Origin of the sequence: Onishia taeanensis, from assembly GCF_003268885.1 — a bacterium.
GTDB classification, from domain to species: domain Bacteria; phylum Pseudomonadota; class Gammaproteobacteria; order Pseudomonadales; family Halomonadaceae; genus Onishia; species Onishia taeanensis_A.
The window spans coordinates 146,576-165,318 of record NZ_QLSX01000002.1; the positions used below are offsets into that span (position 1 = coordinate 146,576).

13 protein-coding genes, 5 tRNA genes and 1 pseudogene are annotated in these 18,743 nt (G+C 63.4%); 8 read left to right on the forward strand and 11 right to left on the reverse strand.

From position 1 onward, the window contains the following. Positions 1 to 73: 73 nt before the first annotated feature. The 11 genes from BCL93_RS03435 to BCL93_RS03485 form a co-directional block, all read right to left on the reverse strand. Positions 74 to 1,630: a SpoVR family protein gene (locus BCL93_RS03435; protein WP_181463022.1), complete on the reverse strand. Its 1,557-nt coding sequence runs from the start codon at positions 1,628 to 1,630 to the stop codon at positions 74 to 76. An 18-nt stretch (positions 1,631 to 1,648) separates the two neighbouring features. Next, positions 1,649 to 2,929: a YeaH/YhbH family protein gene (locus BCL93_RS03440; RefSeq protein ID WP_112053725.1), complete on the reverse strand. Its 1,281-nt coding sequence runs from the start codon at positions 2,927 to 2,929 to the stop codon at positions 1,649 to 1,651. Positions 2,930 to 3,063: 134 nt separating this feature from the next. Beyond that, positions 3,064 to 4,986 carry a PrkA family serine protein kinase gene (locus BCL93_RS03445; RefSeq protein WP_112053726.1) on the reverse strand — a complete coding sequence of 641 codons (1,923 nt, stop codon included), beginning with the start codon at positions 4,984 to 4,986 and terminating at the stop codon, positions 3,064 to 3,066. Between the two features lie 269 nt (positions 4,987 to 5,255). Next, positions 5,256 to 6,305, reverse strand: coding sequence for a threonine aldolase family protein (locus tag BCL93_RS03450; protein WP_112053727.1), 1,050 nt, complete (start codon positions 6,303 to 6,305; stop codon positions 5,256 to 5,258). A 162-nt stretch (positions 6,306 to 6,467) separates the two neighbouring features. After that, complete coding sequence (locus BCL93_RS03455; protein WP_258395951.1) at positions 6,468 to 8,561, reverse strand: NADPH-dependent 2,4-dienoyl-CoA reductase; 2,094 nt, start codon at positions 8,559 to 8,561, stop codon at positions 6,468 to 6,470. A gap of 307 nt (positions 8,562 to 8,868) precedes the next feature. Beyond that, positions 8,869 to 8,945 (reverse strand) — tRNA-Asp (locus BCL93_RS03460). A 3-nt stretch (positions 8,946 to 8,948) separates the two neighbouring features. Then, positions 8,949 to 9,025: transfer RNA gene (locus tag BCL93_RS03465), tRNA-Val, on the reverse strand. Positions 9,026 to 9,061: 36 nt separating this feature from the next. Then, positions 9,062 to 9,138 (reverse strand) — tRNA-Asp (locus BCL93_RS03470). Positions 9,139 to 9,194: 56 nt separating this feature from the next. Beyond that, positions 9,195 to 9,271: transfer RNA gene (locus BCL93_RS03475), tRNA-Asp, on the reverse strand. Between the two features lie 38 nt (positions 9,272 to 9,309). Next, a tRNA-Val gene (locus BCL93_RS03480) sits at positions 9,310 to 9,385 on the reverse strand. A 285-nt stretch (positions 9,386 to 9,670) separates the two neighbouring features. Further along, entirely contained in the window at positions 9,671 to 10,450 is a 780-nt protein-coding gene (locus tag BCL93_RS03485; protein WP_258395952.1) for an alpha/beta family hydrolase, read from the reverse strand. A gap of 185 nt (positions 10,451 to 10,635) precedes the next feature. Here BCL93_RS03485 and ccoN point away from each other — a divergent pair, with 185 nt between their 5' ends. The 8 genes and pseudogenes from ccoN to ccoS all read left to right on the forward strand — a co-directional run. After that, on the forward strand, positions 10,636 to 12,060 hold the full coding sequence (gene ccoN / locus BCL93_RS03490) for a cytochrome-c oxidase, cbb3-type subunit I (RefSeq protein ID WP_112053729.1): 1,425 nt from the start codon (positions 10,636 to 10,638) through the stop codon (positions 12,058 to 12,060). A 16-nt stretch (positions 12,061 to 12,076) separates the two neighbouring features. Further along, positions 12,077 to 12,685, forward strand: coding sequence for a cytochrome-c oxidase, cbb3-type subunit II (gene ccoO / locus BCL93_RS03495; protein ID WP_112053730.1), 609 nt, complete (start codon positions 12,077 to 12,079; stop codon positions 12,683 to 12,685). Positions 12,686 to 12,687: 2 nt separating this feature from the next. Continuing rightward, a complete protein-coding gene (locus BCL93_RS03500) occupies positions 12,688 to 12,903 on the forward strand; it encodes a cbb3-type cytochrome oxidase subunit 3 (protein ID WP_112053731.1) in 216 nt (71 codons plus the stop codon). Then, entirely contained in the window at positions 12,900 to 13,823 is a 924-nt protein-coding gene (gene ccoP, locus BCL93_RS03505; protein ID WP_112053732.1) for a cytochrome-c oxidase, cbb3-type subunit III, read from the forward strand. The genes BCL93_RS03500 and ccoP overlap by 4 nt, the downstream gene beginning before the upstream one ends. A 125-nt stretch (positions 13,824 to 13,948) precedes the next feature. Continuing rightward, entirely contained in the window at positions 13,949 to 15,382 is a 1,434-nt protein-coding gene (ccoG, locus tag BCL93_RS03510; protein ID WP_258395953.1) for a cytochrome c oxidase accessory protein CcoG, read from the forward strand. Further along, positions 15,379 to 15,903: a FixH family protein gene (locus BCL93_RS03515; RefSeq protein ID WP_112053734.1), complete on the forward strand. Its 525-nt coding sequence runs from the start codon at positions 15,379 to 15,381 to the stop codon at positions 15,901 to 15,903. Before ccoG ends, BCL93_RS03515 begins: the two co-directional genes overlap by 4 nt. Positions 15,904 to 15,949: 46 nt before the next feature. After that, the gene (locus BCL93_RS03520; protein ID WP_112053735.1) at positions 15,950 to 18,433 is read left to right on the forward strand and encodes a heavy metal translocating P-type ATPase; all 2,484 of its coding nucleotides are present in this window, start codon (positions 15,950 to 15,952) and stop codon (positions 18,431 to 18,433) included. Further along, positions 18,430 to 18,633, forward strand: a pseudogene (gene ccoS / locus BCL93_RS03525) (cbb3-type cytochrome oxidase assembly protein CcoS); the annotation flags it as partial. The gene BCL93_RS03520 and the pseudogene ccoS, both read left to right, overlap by 4 nt. Between the last annotated feature and the right edge of the window lie 110 nt (positions 18,634 to 18,743).

The following is an 18,743-nucleotide window of genomic DNA, read 5'->3' on the forward strand; positions in this document are numbered from 1 at the left end:
GCTCGACCAAGGGTTGTCTCGATCCTCGCTTGGTACAAACCATGAGCAAGCATCACCCCATATCGGTGGCTGGTTACTCCTGCCCCCCTTCGCTGGGCAGCGGCCACTGATAGCGACGCACCACCTCATCTTCTTCGATCGATTCGAGCCGCACCGTGAAACCCCAGAGCTGGTGCAGGTGACGCATCACCGGATACACGCTCTTGGCCAGCGGCCGGCGACGGTCCTGGACATGACGCAGCGTCAGCGAGCGATCGCCGCGAATATCGGCGGCATATATCTGGATATTCGGCTCCCGCACCGACAGCGCGTACTGAACCGATAGCGCCTCGCGCAGCCGCCGATAGCCGCGCTCATCGTGGATGGCGGCCACCGTGAGCATCTCGTCCTGGTCGTCGTCGATCACATTGAACAGCTTGAGGTCACGAATCACCTTGGGTGACAGGAACTGCTGGATGAACGACTCGTCCTTGAAGTTACGCATCGCAAAATGCAGCGTATCGAGCCAGTCGCTGCCAGCGATGTCGGGGAACCACTCGCGATCCTCATCGGTTGGCGCTTCGCAGATGCGGCGAATGTCGGTAAACATCGCAAACCCTAGGGCATAAGGGTTGATGCCATTGTAGTAGGGGCTATCGAAGGGCTGCTGATGAACCACGGCCGTGTGCGATTGCAGAAACTCGAGGATCAACCCTTCATCGACTAGGCCCTCGTCGAACATCCGGTGCATGAGGGTGTAATGCCAGAAGGTAGCCCAGCCCTCGTTCATTACCTGCGTTTGACGCTGCGGGTAAAAGTACTGCGCCAGCTTGCGCACAATACGGACGATTTCCCGCTGCCAGGGCGCCAGCAAGGGAGCGTTCTTCTCGATGAAATAGAGCAGGTTTTCCTGAGGTTCAGGCGGGTAGCGACCGGCCTGATGCAACCCCAGAGGGTCATCGCCATCGTCCTGCACGCTCTCTTCCAGGCCAGAACCGGCCAGTGGAATGGTCCGCCAAAGCGTATTCACCTGCGCCTGCAGGTATTCTTCGCGTTCGGTCTGTCTCAGCGCCTCTTCCTCGGCGGAGATCGGCGAAGGGCGCTTATAGCGATCAACGCCGTAGTTCTGCAACGCGTGGCAGGCGTCCAGCAACTGCTCGACTGCCGCCACCCCGTAACGCTCCTCACACTCGGCGACGTATTTACGTGCGAACACCAGATAATCGATGATCGAGCTGGCGTCGGTCCAGGTACGAAACAGGTAGTTGCCCTTGAAGAAGGAGTTATGGCCATAGCAGGCGTGAGCCATGACCAACACCTGCATCATCAGGGTGTTCTCCTCCATCAGATAGGCGATGCAGGGATCCGAGTTGATGACCAGCTCGTAGGCCAGACCCATCTGGCCGCGGCGATAGGCCTGCTCGACGGACAGGAACTGCTTGCCGAAGGACCAGTGATGGTAGCCCACCGGCATGCCCACGCTGGCGTAGGCATCCATCATCTGCTCGGACGTGATCACCTCGATCTGATTGGGGTAGGCATCGAGCCGGTATTCGTCGGCAAGCCTGGCAATCTCACGTTCGAACTCGGCGAGCACCTCAAAATTCCAGTCCGAACCGGTGGCGATGGGAGTCTGACGGGTCATGCTCATGCTGCCTCCTGGAGCCGATCAGGCCTCGACCTTGCGAAACAGCTCGCGAAACACCGGATAGATATCCCCCGGCTCGACAATCTGGCGCATGGCGAAGCGTGAGGGGAAGTCCTGTTCGACGGCCTCGTACTCCTCCCACAGCGCCTGATGGGCGTGGGGCGTAATCTCGACGTAGGTGAAATAGGCGAGCTGTCGCATCAGTGACTTGGTCAGAACTTCACGGCAGGTCGTGGAATCGTCGTCCCAGTTGTCGCCATCGGAGGCCTGGGCAACGTAGAGGTTCCACTCGGTGGGCGGGTAGCGGTCACGGATGATCTCGTCGACCAGGGTCAGGGCGCTGGACACGATGGTGCCGCCGGTCTCCCTCGAATAGAAAAACTCTTCCTCGTCGACCTCCTTGGCGGCGGTGTGGTGGCGCACGAAGACCAGCTCGACCTTCTCGTAGTTACGCTCGAGGAACAGATAAAGCAGTAAGAAAAAGCGTTTGGCGATGTCTTTGTGGGATTGGGTCATTGAGCCCGAGACGTCCATGACACAGAACATCACCGCCTTGTTGGACGGCGTGGGCTGGTTGACCAGGTTGTTGTAGCGAAGGTCATAGGTATCGATGAAGGGCACCGCCTCCAGGCGCTTTTCTAGCCGTTCGATCTCGGCCTTGAGCTCCTGAATGCGTGAGGGGTTGCGCAGCACCGGGTCCTTGCGCTCCTCCTCTGCCAGGGCGTCCATGGCCTCACGCAAGGCACGACGGATCGGCGCACGCATGGCGATGCGCCGGGCCTGAGCCTCGCGCATCGAGCGCACGATATTGATCCGCGACGGCACCCCGTCGCGGGTGATGCCGGACCGCACTGGCTTGACCTCTTCGAGATCCATCAGCTGCTTGCGCTCGAGATGCGGCAGCTCCAGGCCGTCGAAGACGAAATCGAGAAACTCATCGCGAGTCAGGCTGAAGGCGAATTCATCCATGCCCTCGCCCTGGTTGGAGGCCCCACCCTCGCCGCTGCCATCACCCCCGCCGCCACCGTTGGGGCGACGCAGCCGATCGCCCTCATCGAATTCGCGGTTGCCGGGACTGACGATGGAGCGATGCCCGCCCTGACCGTGCTGGAAGACCGGCTCGGAGATATCCCGCGTCGGGATAGAGACCTTTTCACCGTGCTGCATGTCGGTGATCGAACGGCGATTGACAGCTTCCTCCACCGAACGTTTGATATGAGTGCGATAGCGATCGAGGAAACGCTGCCGATTGACCGCACTCTTGTGCTTGGCATTGGCCCGTCGATCGATGAAATAACTCATGCTGCCCTCCCGGCGCATCGCGCCGCTGGCCGGGCCGGTCACCCGGCCCGGCGATGCGCCTCACGGCGCCACCCCGTCCAGGTCTCAGTCGCGCGCTACTGAGGCCTGGGGTATCACTGGGACCTTATGAAGCGTCACTGGGACTTGCGAACGCGCAGGTACCATTCCGACAACAGCCGCACCTGCTTCTCGGTGTAGCCGCGATCGACCATCCGCGCGACGAAGTCTTCGTGCTTTCTCTGATCCGACTGGGACGCCTTGGCATTGAAGGAGATTACCGGCAGCAGCTCCTCGGTGTTGGCAAACATCTTCTTCTCGATCACGCCCCGAAGCTTCTCGTAGGAGCCCCAGCTGGGGTTCATGCCGTTATTCTGCGCCCGCGCCCGCAGCACGAAATTGACCACCTCATGGCGGAAATCCTTGGGATTGGAGATGCCCGCCGGCTTCTCGATCTTCTCGAGCTCCTCGTTGAGCGACTGGCGGTTGAACAGCTCGCCGGTCTCAGGGTCGCGGTATTCCTGATCCTGAATCCAGAAGTCCGCATAGGTCACATAGCGATCGAAGATGTTCTGACCGTATTCGGAGTAGGACTCCAGGTAGGCGGTCTGAATCTCCTTGCCGATGAAATCGACGTAGCGCGGCGCCAGGAACTCCTTGATGAAGCGCAGATAGCGCTCGAAGACTTCCTTGGGCAGCTGCTCCTGTTCCAGGCGCTGTTCCAGCACATAGAGCAGATGGACTGGGTTGGCGGCGATCTCATGGGTGTCGAAGTTGAACACCTTGGAGAGGATCTTGAAGGCAAAGCGGGTCGAGAGCCCGTTCATGCCCTCATCGACCCCGGCTCCGTCGCGATACTCCTGAATCGACTTGGCCTTGGGATCGGTATCCTTGAGGTTCTTGCCGTCATACACCCGCATCTTCGAGTAGATGCTGGAGTTTTCAGGCTCCTTGAGCCGGGAGAGCACCGTGAACTGGGCCAGCATGCGCAGAGTGTCAGGCGCGCAAGGCGCCTGGGCCAGCGACGAGTGCTCGAGCAGCTTCTGATAGATCTTGACCTCTTCGGTCACCCGCAGGCAGTAAGGCACCTTGACCATGTAGACCCGGTCGAGGAAGGCCTCGTTGTTGCGATTGTTGCGAAAGGTCTGCCACTCGCTTTCGTTGGAGTGCGCCAGCACCACGCCATCGAAGGGAATCGCCCCCATGCCCTCGGTGGGGTTGTAATTGCCTTCCTGAGTGGCCGTCAGCAGTGGATGCAGCACCTTGATCGGCGCCTTGAACATCTCCACGAATTCCATCAGCCCCTGGTTGGCCTTACACAGCCCGCCGGAGAAGCTGTAGGCATCCGGATCGTCCTGTGAATAGAGCTCGAGCTGGCGAATATCGACCTTGCCGACCAGCGAGGAGATATCCTGGTTGTTCTCGTCACCGGGTTCGGTCTTGGAGATAGCGATCTGATTGAGGCGCGACGGAAAGAGACGCACCACCCGGAACTCGGAAATATCGCCGCCGTACTCCTTGAGGCGCTTGGATGCCCAAGGCGACATCACGCTCTTCAGACAGCGCCTGGGAATGCCGTACTCGTCCTCGAGCAGCTCGCCATCTTCCTCGGGGGAGAACAGCCCCAGCGGTGACTCGAACACCGGTGAGCCCTTGATGGCATAGAAGGGCACATGCTCCATCAGCAGTTTCAGGCGTTCGGCCAGGGACGATTTACCGCCCCCCACCGGGCCCAGCAGATAGAGGATCTGCTTGCGCTCCTCCAGGCCCTGGGCGGCATGACGGAAATAGGCAACGATCTGCTCGATGGCCTCTTCCATGCCGTAGAACTCGGAGAACGCCGGGTAGCGTCGAATCACCTTGTTGGAAAAAATGCGGGATAGCCGGGAATCCTTGGCAGTATCGATCACCTGGGGCTCCCCGATCGCCACCAGCATGCGCTCGGCGGCCGAGGCGTAGGCGGTGGGATCGCTACGGCAGAGCTCCAGGTACTCCTTGAGACTGAGTTCCTCCTGCTGAACGCGTTCGTAGCGATTCTGGACATGATCGAAGATGCTCATCGAAGCCTCCTTAAGCACGATTCCTCGACGATGACGGGATATGTCAGTTCGAGGCGGGCACATCTATCAGCGTAGACAGATTCGGTTGCCAGGGGCTTCCTGCACACTTCAACGCAACGACTATCTGACGCCACTGCCCTATAAGAGCTCAGAAGCGGGAAGATCGTTCGTTGAAAGTCGCCGAGATTTTGAACGCTAGGCGAAAAAGCCGCCGACCGCCAGTGAATGGCGGTCGGCGGGGAGGAGATCAGGCGGGTGGGAAAAGCGGCTCAAGCCTGGCTCAGGGCATCACGCATATCGTCGAGCAGCGCATCGAGCAACTCGGTGGTGGTGTTCCAGGAACACACGAAGCGCGCCCCGCCGGCGCCGATAAACGTGTAGAAGGTCCAGCCGCGAGCCTTGAGCTCCGCGATCGCCGCCGGCGGCAGGCTGACGAAGACGCTGTTGGCCTCGGTCGGGAACATCGCCTCGACGCCGGGCAGCCCAATCAGGCCGTCGGCCAGATAACGGGCCATGGCATTGGCATGTTCGGCGTTGGTGCGCCAGGCGCCGCTTTCCAGGAGCCCCAGCCAGGGGGCGGCAATGAAGCGCATCTTGGAGGCCAGCTGGCCGGCCTGCTTGCAGCGGTAGGCGAAATCCTCGGACAGCTCACGGTTGAAAAACAGGATTGCCTCGCCCATCGCCATGCCATTCTTGGTGCCCGAAAAGCACAGCGCGTCGATGCCGACCTGCCAGGTCAGCTCGGCGGGCGACACCTTCAGCGCCGCACAGGCGTTGGCAAAGCGCGCGCCGTCCATATGCAGACGCAGGTCATGCTTGTCGGCCATGGCGCGAATCGCCCGCAGTTCATCGAGGCTGTAGAGAGTGCCGACCTCGGTGGCCTGGGTCAGTGAGATCACTCGGGGCTTGGGATAGTGGATATCGCTGCGTTTGGTGACCAGCGCCTCGATGCCCTCTGGCGTCAGCTTGCCATGCTCGCCCGGCGAGGTCAGCAGCTTGGCGCCGTTGGAGAAGAATTCCGGCCCGCCGCATTCGTCGGTCTCGATATGGGCGAGCTCGTGGCAGATCACGCTGTGATAGCTGCGCCCCATGGCGGCCAGCGTCAGCGAGTTGGCGGCCGTGCCATTGAAGACGAAGAAGACGTCGCAGTCGTAATCGAAGAGTTCACGAAAGCGGTCGGTCGCCCGCTCGGTCCAGCTGTCGTTGCCATAAGCGAGATCATCGCTGCGATTGGCCTCGAGCAGGTATTCCATGGCCTCTGGACAGATCCCGGAGGTGTTGTCACTGGCCAAGTAGCGCGGAGTGCAGTCGGGTTCCATCTGAGGTGTCCTTACACACAGTGTTCACGAAGGCGCATTGCGACGGGGTTCATCGCAACACCCTGGCAGTCGGCGTGGATTGCACGCTAAAGCCAGTCTATCACCCTCGTGAGAGGCTGCACCTGCTTGCCCTCATCGCCCATTCCACGGCGACCCAAAGCGCTAGAGACGCGCCGCCAGCCGCGTGCCCTGGTCGATGGCCCGCTTGGCATCAAGCTCGGCGGCCTCGTCGGCACCACCGATCAGGTGCACCGCCACCCCGGCGGCCTCGAGCGGAGCGAAAAGCTCGCGCACCGGCTCCTGGCCGGCACAGACCACGATGCTGTCGACCTCGAGCAGCCGCGGCTCGCCCGCCACGCGCACATGCAACCCGGCATCGTCGATAGACAGATACTCGCAGCCTGCCAGCGTCTCGACGCCACGATGACGCAGCGAGGCCCGGTGCACCCAGCCCGTGCTAGTGCCGAGCCCCTTGCCGGGCTTGCTGGCCTTGCGCTGCAGCAGGGTCACGCGGCGCGTCACCGGTGGACGCTGGGCAGCGGTAAGCCCCGCACCCTCGTGGGCCGAGAGATCGACGCCCCACTCCCGACACCAGTCGCCCAGCGCCTGTTGTGAGCCCGGGTCCCAGCTCTTGTCTGAGACCTGATCTGAGTCCTGGCCTGCTACCTGCTCCGCTGCCTGATCCGAGGCACCCTCCTGCGCGCCATGGGTCAGCAGTTCCGCGACATCGAAGCCGATGCCACCGGCACCGATGATCGCCACCCGCGGGCCGACCCGTTCGGGGTGGCGAATCGCCTCGGGGTAGCTCAGCACACTGGGGTGTTCGCTGCCCGGCAAGTCGAGGCGACGCGGGCGGACGCCGCTTGCCAGCACCACGGCCGAGAAGCCCTTGAGAGCCTCCAGGGTCGCTTGGGTGTTCAGGCGCACGTCGACGCCGTATTTATCGAGCATCACCGTGTAGTAGCGCAGCGTCTCGTTGAACTCCTCCTTGCCGGGAATCCGCCGGGCATAGTTGAACTGCCCGCCCACCTCGCCCGCGCGCTCGAAGAGCACCACCCGATGGCCGCGGCTGGCGGCGGTGACCGCTGTCGCCAGCCCCGCCGGCCCGGCGCCGACCACGGCGATGTCCTGGGGCGATTCGGCCGGCGTGATCGAAAGCTCGGTCTCATGACAGGCCCGCGGGTTGACCAGACAGGAGGTCAGCTTGCCCTGAAAGGTATGATCGAGGCAGGCCTGGTTGCAGGCGATGCAGGTGTTGATCTCGTCGCTGCGCCCCTCATGTGCCTTCGACAGCCAATCGGGGTCGGCGAGGAAGGGTCTGGCCATGGACACTAGGTCGGCGTGCCCCTCGGCCAGCACGCGCTCAGCGACCTCTGGCATGTTGATGCGATTGGTGGTGATCAAGGGCACCGAGAGCTCCGCCTTCATGCGCCGCGTCACCTCGGTGAAGGCGGCCCGTGGCACGCTGGTGACGATGGTCGGCACCCGCGCCTCGTGCCAGCCGATGCCGGTATTGATGAGATCCACTCCGGCTTCTTCGAGGGCGCGACCCAGTGCGACCACTTCCTGCCAGCTGCTGCCCTCATCGACCAGATCCAGCATCGACAGGCGAAAGATGATCAGGAAGTCCGCCCCCAGAGCGGCGCGGATGCGGCGCACGATCTCCACCGGAAAGCGCATGCGGGCGGCGAAATCCCCGCCCCAGGCATCCTCGCGCTGGTTGGTTCGCCGGCACAGAAACTGGTTGATCAGATACCCCTCTGAGCCCATCACTTCGACGCCGTCATAGCCGGCATCCAAGGCCAGGCGGGCACAGCGCACATAGTCCTCGATCTGCTGCTCGACCTCGTCACCTTCCAGCGCTCGAGGAGTGAAGGCGCTGATCGGCGCGCGAATCGCCGAAGGAGCCACCAGCTCGGGGGAGTAGGCATAGCGGCCGGCATGCAGAATCTGCAGGCAGATGCGCCCGCCCTCGCCGTGCACCGCCTCGGTCACCGGGCGGTGAGCGCGCGCTTCATGCGCGTTGGTAAGCTTGGCGGCGCCCTGGAAAACCGCGCCCTCCGGGTTGGGGGCGATGCCGCCGGTGACGATCAACCCTACGCCGGCCCGGGTCCGCTCAGCGTAGAAGGTCGCCAGCCGGTCGAAGCCGTCGGGCGCTTCCTCGAGGTTGGTGTGCATCGAGCCCATCAGCACACGATTGGGCAGGGTCAGGTTACCCAGCGTCAGCGGTTGGAACAGATGCGGATAGGTCGTCACGGCGAGTCCTCGCACGATGGCACGGCTTGATTTCAAACAACCGTATGACAGTCCAGCCAGGGCCGCAAGACGGCCAAGGTCGACCATCGACCCCGCAGGCGCCTAGGACAGTAAAACCAGATCGTGCGGACAAGCAATTAAAGCAGACGTAAGGACAGACGTAAGGACAGGTGTTAGGAGAGAGAAGTAAACAGGCGCAACGAGGGCAGGATACAACCAGAGCGCCTCGAGGCGGCGAGGAAACCACAGGGCCAGAAACGACAAAACCCCAAGCCACAAGGCTCAGGGTTAATATCGGGTATCGAAATGGCGGACCGGACGGGACTCGAACCCGCGACCTCCGGCGTGACAGGCCGGCATTCTAACCAACTGAACTACCGGTCCGCGTGGTGGGTGATACTGGACTCGAACCAGTGACCCCCAGCATGTGAAGCTGGTGCTCTAACCAGCTGAGCTAATCACCCACATATTCGATAGGCGGCGCGTAATTGAATGATCGATGGCGGACTGGACGGGACTCGAACCCGCGACCTCCGGCGTGACAGGCCGGCATTCTAACCAACTGAACTACCAGTCCATCGAACAACAAGTCAACACTTGCCTTGGTACTGCTTAACTACTAAATGAGAAAAGTGGCGGACTGGACGGGACTCGAACCCGCGACCTCCGGCGTGACAGGCCGGCATTCTAACCAACTGAACTACCAGTCCGCATTTTTTCTCTACGCCTCCAGGGCATCTCGAAGAGATGGTGGGTGGTACTGGGCTCGAACCAGTGACCCCCAGCTTGTAAGGCTGGTGCTCTTCCAACTGAGCTAACCACCCTTGGGGACGTGGCGCTGCATTCTACAGGGCGACGGACCAAAGTCAACGCCAGCGACACAAATAATTCGTCAGAGAGCAGCCCGAATTTCACAGGGCATTCATCAACTTGCGCTCTTAACGTGCGCAAAGCCGCGCCATGCGCGGGCGGTGGGCAATTCAGTGCTCGATCACCCCGTCTTGCGCTACCGGAAGATTCATCTGATTCCGCTGGCGCCTGTTGGCGCATTCGGCCCATACGCGCCCAAGGATTTCATCTACCGGCAACTCGCCTATCGATGCAGAGGCTTATGCATCGGCTTTGGCGAGGGCCATGCGGGCGGCGATCGCTTCTGCCGCCTCAGCAATCAAATCAGACTGACGCAACCCGCTGCGGCGGGTCGGCGTCCAGTCATGATCTCCCGCCTCCAGAAAGTGAACCTCGGCGCAGGCGGGCAGCGCATAGCCCTCCACTTCCTCGCGTCGGCCGAAGGGATCACGTGTGCCTTGCAGCACCAGCGTCGGACAGGCAAGCGCCGGCCAATGCGCCAGCCGGGTTCGCTCGGGCTTGCCAGGCGGATGAAAGGGATAACCACACAGCACCAGGCCGGCCACCATCGGCTGATTCGCCCGCTCGCTTCCCGTTGCGGTCTGCGGTGAGTCACCCAGCTCGGCGGCCAGCAGGCTCGCCACGCGCCCCCCCATCGACTTGCCGCCGAGCCAGGGAGCGGGCAGCCCAGCCTGCGACAAAAAGTCGCACCAGCCGGCCAGCTCTTCCACCAGCCGTTCGACCTTGGGCGGCGGTCGCCGGCGGCCTTCCTGTCGCATCTGCTGCAGGTAGGCAAACTCGATCGCCAGCACCTGCACCCCGGCCTGGCCAAGCGCCTCGCGCAGCGCGACCAGGAAAGTCGAGTCCTGGCCGGCCCCGGCACCGTGGGTCAACAGCAGTCGACCATGGAGCGCCTCGCCGCTGACGTCGATTGGCCCTCGCTCTGCGATCCACCAGGTGCCCGTCTGCCCCTGAGCGAGTCGTTGCCCGAGTTCAGCCGGTGTTTTCAGCGACTCGCTGGCGTCGATGGGGTATGCCACTTACTCTCCTATTAATAATCAAAAAGTAATAACGGAAATGTGCATGAGCTTCTGGTGCGGGTGCCACGAGCGCTGGGCTAGAATCGCTTCCAGACTCTTGATCTGCATCATTATGGCGGCGGCATGCCTCGGGCACACTCCGGTTTTGGACGTCTCCCCGACACCGCGTTCAACGGGAACCTGACATGAACACAGCATTTGAGCATCCGGTCTACAACTACAAGGTAGTTCGGCAGTTCGCGATCATGACGGTGGTATGGGGCATCATAGGCATGAGCCTGGGTGTGATCATTGCCGCGCAGCTGGTCTGGCCGGAACTCAACCTGGGGTTGCCGTGGACGAGCTTCGGCCGCCTGCGCCCGCTGCACACCAATGCGGTGATCTTCGCCTTCGGCGGCTCGGCGCTGATGGCGACGTCGTACTATGTGGTGCAGCGCACCTGTCAGGTTCGCCTCATCTCCGACCGGCTCGCCGCCTTCACGTTCTGGGGCTGGCAGGCGGTGATCGTGTCGGCGGTCATCACGCTGCCGCTGGGCTTCACCACCTCCAAGGAGTATGCCGAGCTCGAGTGGCCGATCAACATTCTGATCGCGGTGGTCTGGATCAGCTATGCCATCGTGTTCCTGGGCACGATCAAGCAGCGCAAGACCGCGCATATCTACGTGGCAAACTGGTTCTATGCCGCCTTCATCCTGACGGTGGCCGTGCTGCACATCGTCAACAACGCCGCCATTCCGGTCGGGGCCTTCAAGTCTTACTCGATCTATCCCGGCGCAGTGGACGCCATGGTGCAGTGGTGGTGGGGCCACAACGCCGTGGGCTTTTTCCTGACGGCGGGCTTCCTCGGCATGATGTACTACTTCGTGCCCAAGCAGGCCGAGCGTCCGATCTATTCCTATCGTCTGTCGATCGTGCACTTCTGGGCGCTGATCACCACCTACATGTGGGCCGGCGCTCACCACCTGCACTACACCGCCCTGCCCGACTGGGCGCAGTCGCTGGGCATGATCATGTCGATCATCCTGCTGGCCCCCTCCTGGGGCGGCATGATCAACGGCATGATGACCCTGTCCGGCGCCTGGCATAAGCTGCGCACCGACCCGACCCTGCGCTTCCTGGTGGTGGCGCTGTCGTTCTACGGCATGTCGACCTTCGAGGGACCAATGATGGCGGTGAAGACCGTCAATGCGCTGTCCCACTACACCGACTGGACCATCGGTCACGTGCATTCGGGGGCTCTGGGCTGGGTGGCCATGATCACCATCGGCTCCATGTACCACCTGATCCCACGGCTTTACGGAGACACCGAAATGTACTCGGTCAAACTGATCGCCGTGCATTTCTGGCTCGCGACCATTGGCACCGTGCTCTATATCGCCGCGATGTGGGTCAACGGCATCCTGCAGGGCCTGATGTGGCGGGCGGTCAACGCCGACGGCACCCTGATGTACACCTTCGTTGAAGCCCTCGAGGCCAGCCATCCCGGCTATGTGGTGCGCTGGATCGGCGGCCTGTTCTGGGTCACCGGCATGCTGCTCATGGCCTTGAACGTCTACATGACGGTCAAGCGCAGCAACACCGAGCCCCAGCCGCTTCCTCAGACCGCCTAACAGGGAACCTGCACCGATGAGACACGAGATAGTCGAAAAGAACGTGGGGCTGCTCGCCGTGCTGATCCTGTTGGTGATCAGTTTCGGCGGCCTGGCCGAGATCGTCCCGCTGTTCTTCCAGAAGGAGACGACCCAGCCGGTGGCGGGCCTCGAACCGCTGAGCCCGCTGGAACTCGAAGGCCGCGATATCTACATCCGCGAGGGCTGTGTCGGCTGCCACTCGCAGATGGTGCGCCCCTTCCGCGCCGAGACCGAGCGCTACGGGCACTACAGCGTCGCCGGCGAGTTCGTCTACGATCACCCCTTCCTGTGGGGCTCCAAGCGCACCGGCCCGGACCTGGCGCGGGTCGGCGGCCGCTACTCGGACGACTGGCACCGGGCGCACCTGTACAACCCGCGTGACGTGGTGCCGGAATCCAAGATGCCGGCCTATCCCTGGCTGTTCGCCAACACCCTCGACGGTGAGGCCACCGAGACCAAGATGCGCGCCCTGCAAAGCATGGGCGTGCCCTACACCGACGAGCAGATCGCCGGCGCCGGGGACAGGATTCGCGGCGAACAGGAAATCACCGCGCTGGTCGCCTACCTGCAGCAGTTGGGCACCGTACTCAAGGGTGCGCGCTGATCATGGACATGGGCACCTTTCGCGGCATCACCACCCTGCTGATCCTGATCGCCTTTCTGGGCATCGTGGCCTGGGCCTACTCGAAGCGTCGCCGCAAGGACTTCGATGAGGCAGCCAACCTGCCCTTCGCCGACGAACAGGACGACGTGATGCATGACGACCGTGCCTCGCCGGACGAGGTGGATTCCCGACAGGACAGGGGAGACAAGAACACATGAACAACCTATGGGGCGACTCCCTTTCAGGCTTCTGGAGTGGTTGGATCATCGTCATCACGCTGGGCACCATCGCCTTCTGCTGGTGGATCCTGTTTGCCAACCGCAAGACCGACAAGGTCCCGGACGCCGAGGGCAACGTGGGCACCACCGGCCACCAGGCCGATGGCATCGAGGAATATGACAACCCGCTGCCACGCTGGTGGTTCATGCTGTTCGCCGGCACCATCATCTTCGCGCTCGGCTATCTCGCCCTCTATCCCGGGCTTGGCAACTATGGCGGCCTGCTCGGCTGGACCCAGGAAAGCCAGTGGGACCAGGAAGTGGCGCGCGCCGAGGAGCGCTATGCGCCGATCTTCGCTCAGTACAACAACGTGCCGGTGCCGGAGCTTGCCAAGGACAGCGAGGCCATGCGCGTCGGCGAGCGCATCTTCCTCAATAACTGTGCGGTCTGCCACGGCTCCAACGCCCAGGGCGGCTACGGCTTCCCCAACCTGACCGACGACGACTGGCTTTACGGCGGCGCGCCGGAGAACATCAAGACCACCCTGCGCAACGGGCGCAACGGCCTGATGCCCGCCTGGCAGCAGCTCGGCGAGACCAACATCGACAATGTGGCCAACTACGTGATGTCGCTCTCCGGCGCCGAGCATGACGCCGACGCCGCCGCCCTTGGCCAGCCGATCTTCGCCGCCTCCTGCGTGGCCTGCCACGGGCCGCAAGCCAAGGGCAATCAGGCGCTGGGCGCCCCCAATCTGACCGACGACATCTGGCTCTACCGCCAGCCCGGCCAGCCGCTTGGCGACGCCATCCGTCAGACCCTGCGCAATGGCCGCAACGGTCATATGCCCGCTCAAGCCCCCTACATCGGCGAGAACAAGGTGCACCTGGTCGCCGCTTACGTTTACAGCCTCTCGAACTGAGCCATCGCTCGCCGGGTGCGTCTCGCCGTCGCACCCGGCCGCCTGCCAGCTAACCGCCCGCTACAATAGCGATGTGCCCGGCATCCGCCGGGCCCCCAAGAGCCCCGAGCCGACGCGGTGATGTCATGTCCGACAGGATTCCCACTCAAGACGTAACGACAGACGCAAGCGTCGGCCACCATGACCCGGCGCCAGCGACGTCCACCGCCATGTACCAAAGCCGGCGTCACATTTACGTGCGCGAGATCAAGGGCGTCTTCCAGCGTCTGAGACGCGCCTCCAACTGGGTGTTGATGGGCCTGTTCTTCGGTCTGCCCTGGCTCTCCTGGGGCGGTCGTCCGCTGATCCTGTTCGACCTGCCCGCCCGCCAGTTCCATATCTTCGGCGGCACCTTCTATCCCCAGGAATTCATACTGCTGTCCTGGCTGTTAATCATCTGCGCCTTCGGACTCTTCTTCATCACCGTCTTCGCCGGCCGGGTGTGGTGCGGCTATACCTGCCCGCAGAGCGTCTGGACCTGGCTCTACATCTGGGCCGAGAAAGTCACCGAAGGCCGTCGCAACCGCCGCATCAAGCTCGACCAGCAGCCCATGAGCCTCGACAAGGCCTGGCGCAAGGGGACAAAGCACCTGCTGTGGCTCATCATCGCCCTGGCCACCGGACTGGCATTCGTCGGCTACTTCACGCCCATCGAGGGGCTTATCGCCGACCTCGCCCACTTCGAGCTGGGCGGCTGGGCGCTGTTCTGGACCGGGTTCTTCACGGTATTCACCTACTTGAACGCCGGCTGGCTGCGCGAACAGGTGTGCATCTACATGTGCCCCTATGCCCGTTTCCAGTCGGTAATGTTCGATCAGGATACCCTCGTCGTGTCCTATGACATCGCCCGCGGCGAACCGCGTGGCGCCCGCAAGAAGTCCACCGACCACCGTGCCGCCGGGCTCGGCGACTGCATCGACTGCGATCTGTGCGTGCAGGTCTGTCCCACCGGCATCGATATCCGCGATGGTCTGCAGTACGAATGCATCAGCTGCGCGGCCTGTATCGATGCCTGCGACAGCGTGATGGACAAAATGGGCTACCCCCGTGGCCTGATCCGCTATACCACCGAGCATGCCCTGGAAGGCGGCACGACCCATATCCTGCGTCCGCGGCTGATCGGCTATCTGGCGGCCCTGCTGGTGATGGTCGGGCTATTCGCCTGGGCGGTGAGCGACCGAGACACCCTGGAGTTCGATATCGAGCGAGACCGTAACCAGCTCTACCAGATGACACCGGACGGGCGCATCAGCAACGCTTATACCCTGACCATCCGCAACCTGGATGACCGCGAGCATACCTACCGCATCAGCATGCAGGGTCTGCCGGGCATCGAACTGATCGGCAGCGAGGCGGTCACCATTGGCGCGGGCGACAGCCGCCTAGTCACCCTGCAGGCCGTCGTCGACGCCGATACCATCAGTCTGCCCAGCCACGAACTTCAGGTGATTCTTGAGGCCAGCGATGACGACATTCGCCAAGAGCATGAGACCCGCTTCATCGGACAGATCAGGAGATGACCTTGAACTCACAGCCGACTAACCCGTGGTACAAGGAGTTCTGGCCCTGGATGCTTCTGGCCGTGCTCGGCTCATCGATCATCGCCGGCACCACCTTTCTGGTGCTGTCGATCACCAGCTACGACGGCATGGTCGAGGACAATTATTACAAGACGGGACTGGCCATCAACCAGGTGATCGCCCAGGACCACCGAGCCACCGAGATGGGCATGGCCGCCAGGATCCGAGTCGATGACCTGACCGGTGACATCAATGTCGATCTCAGCGGCGAGGCCCGGCCCCAGCGACTCCTGCTGACGCTGACCTTCCCCACCCGCGACGATCGCGACCAGCAGTTGATCCTTGAGCACGTCCGCGGCAGACACTATGTCGGCCAGGCGCCAAGCCAGCTCGAGTATCGCTGGTACCTGCAGCTGGAGCCCGACGTTCAGGACCCCGAATGGCGCCTGCAGGGTGAAGCGACCTTCCCCAGTGCAGAGGCCTTCCGCCTGAAGGCCCAGGCGCCCGACGATAGCCAGTGAGCGCCATGACCGATAAGCGCATCATTCAGATCACGCCAGCCGCCTCATGAGTGTCGAGGCGGCGTCACAGGGTGTCGACACCGGCTGCTATCACTGCGGCAGCCCGGTGCCCGCCGGCGCCCCCTGGCAGCTGGTGCTCGATGACCGGGCCCACTCGCTGTGCTGTCCCGGCTGCGAGGCGGTGGCCCACGCTATCGTCGAGGGCGGACTCTCGAGTTACTACCGCTTTCGCACCGAACTGCCCGAACGGCCCTCGAGCGATTCGAGCACCCGGCGCGCCCAGGCTGAAACCTGGCAGGTGTTCGACGACCCGGCACTGCAAAGCGAATTCGTGCACGCCAACGGCGATGGCCTGACCGCCACTCTAGCGGTAGATGGCATCACCTGCGCGGCCTGCGCCTGGCTGATCGAGCATCGCCTGAACGCGCTCGATGGCGTCACCTCAAGCGCCGTGAACCTGAGTCATCACCGGCTAAGCATCAGCTGGGACCCGGCGCGCATCGCCCTCTCGCAGCTGCTCGCCGAGCTCGCCGCTATCGGCTATCCCGCTCAGCCTTACGCGCCCGACCAGGCGCAGCAGCGGCTCAAGCATGACGAGCGCATGGGCGTGCGCCGGCTGATCGTCGCCGCCGTGGCGATGATGCAGGTGATGATGTTCTCCGTGCCGATCTACTTGAGCGACCCCGGCGAGATGTCCAGGGACTTCCTGGTGCTCTTTCACTGGCTGTCCTTCGCCCTGGCCACCCCGGTGGTGCTGTTCTCGGCGGCGCCCTTCTTCCACAACGCCCTGCGCGATCTGCGCAACCGCACCCTGGGCATGGACGTACCGGTGTCGCTCGCGATCGGTGGGGCCTATCTCGCCAGCGGCTACGCGGTGCTTTCCGGTCAGGGCGAGGTCTACTTCGACTCGGTGTCGATGTTCACCTTCTTCCTGCTGTTCGGACGCTATATCGAGATGCGCGCCCGACGCCGCAGCGGCCATAGCGGCAATGCGATGGCCGGGGTGCTGCCCGCCTCGGCGACTCGCCTCGAGGCCGATGGCAGCGAGCGCGTGCTGCCCGCCAACCGCCTGACCGCCGGCGACCGGGTGCTGGTGCGACCCGGCCATGGCGTGCCTGCCGACGGGGTGATCGAAGACGGCACCTCGAGCCTGGATGAATCGATGCTCACCGGCGAGTCCCGCCCGGTCACCCGCCGCCCGGGAGACGCCGTTACCGGCGGCAGCCACAACGTCGATAGCCCGCTGGTGGTGCGCGTTACCCATGTCGGCCACGAGGCCCGTGCTTCGGCGATCCTCGATCTCACCGACCGGGCCTTTGCCAAGCGCCCGCGCATCGCCGAACTGGCCAGCCGCTGGGCGCACCTCTTCGTGCTACGCCTGCTGGTAGTGAGCCTCGGCGTGGCCATTGCCTGGGCCTTCATCGACCCGTCACGGGCGCTGTGGGTAACGCTCTCGGTGCTGGTGGTGACCTGTCCCTGCGCTCTGGCGCTGGCCACGCCCACGGCGCTGACCGCAAGCCACGGCCGGCTGCGCCGCCGTGGATTCCTGATCACCCGCGCCCACGCCCTCGAGGGACTCGCCCAGGCTAGCCGGGTCATCTTCGACAAGACCGGCACCCTGACCACCGGCCGCATGACGCTTGTCGAGACGCATCCTGTGGCCGGGTTCGAGACACAGCGGGCGCGCGCCATCGCCGCGGCCCTGGAGGCGCACTCCGAGCACCCCATCGCGCGGGCGTTCAGCCCTCACCGAGACGTCACCATCAGCGCCGAGACAGTGATCAACCGCCCCGGACAAGGACTGGAAGGCGGCCTCGAGGGTCGCCGCTGGCGGCTTGGCAAGCCCGCTTTCGCCGCCGGCAGCGACGCCCCGCCGCCACCCGGCCAAGGCCAGTGGCTGCTGCTCGCCTGCGAGGGGAAGCCGCGCGCCTGGTTCGCGCTCAAGGATGATCTGCGCGACGACGCCCCAACCACCGTGCAAGCTCTAAAGCGCCTGGGGCTGTCGGTCGAGCTGCTCTCCGGCGACCAGGAGGCATCGGTTGAGGACCTCGCGCAGCGGCTGGGCATCGAGGACTGGCGTGCCGGCGCCAGCCCCGAAGACAAGCTCGCCCGTGTCGAAGCCCTTCAGGCGCAGGGGGAATCGGTGGTGATGGTCGGCGACGGCATCAACGACGTGCCGGTACTGGCCGGCGCCGAGGTGTCGATCGCCATGAACGGCGCCACCGATCTGGCCCGTACCCGTGCCGATGCCGTGCTGCTCAGCCCGCATCTGTCGCGTATCGTCGAGGCCATCGAGGTCAGCCGTGCCACCCGCCGCATCATTCGCCAGAACTTGGGCTGGGCGCTTTGCTACAACCTGACCGCCCTGCCGCTGGCCGCCTGCGGCCTGGTACCGCCCTGGCTCGCCGCCATCGGCATGTCGGCAAGCTCGCTGGTGGTGGTCGGCAACGCTCTGCGGCTGGGCCGCCCCCATCGAAGCGTAGTCACCGCTGCCACGCCGCCGCCTCACGCCCGAACAGAGCCTCTATGAGCATTCTCTACCTGCTGATCCCGTTATCCCTGCTGCTGCTGTCGCTGGCCGTCTGGGCGTTCTTCTGGGCGGTCAAGAACGACCAGTTCGATGACCTCGAAGGTCCAGCGCATCGCATACTCTTCGACGATGACGACAATGACCTCTCGCCGGCCGCCCGCCTGCGCCGCGAACAGGCGAAAACCACGCCCGCGAATAAGCCCCAGGCCCAACCCGGTGATGCCCAGCCTAATGAAGAGACGACCCCGCAGGGCGCAGACGACAACAGTCGCGCTGAACTCAAGGAAGAAGGAGCAAGGCAAGAAGAAAG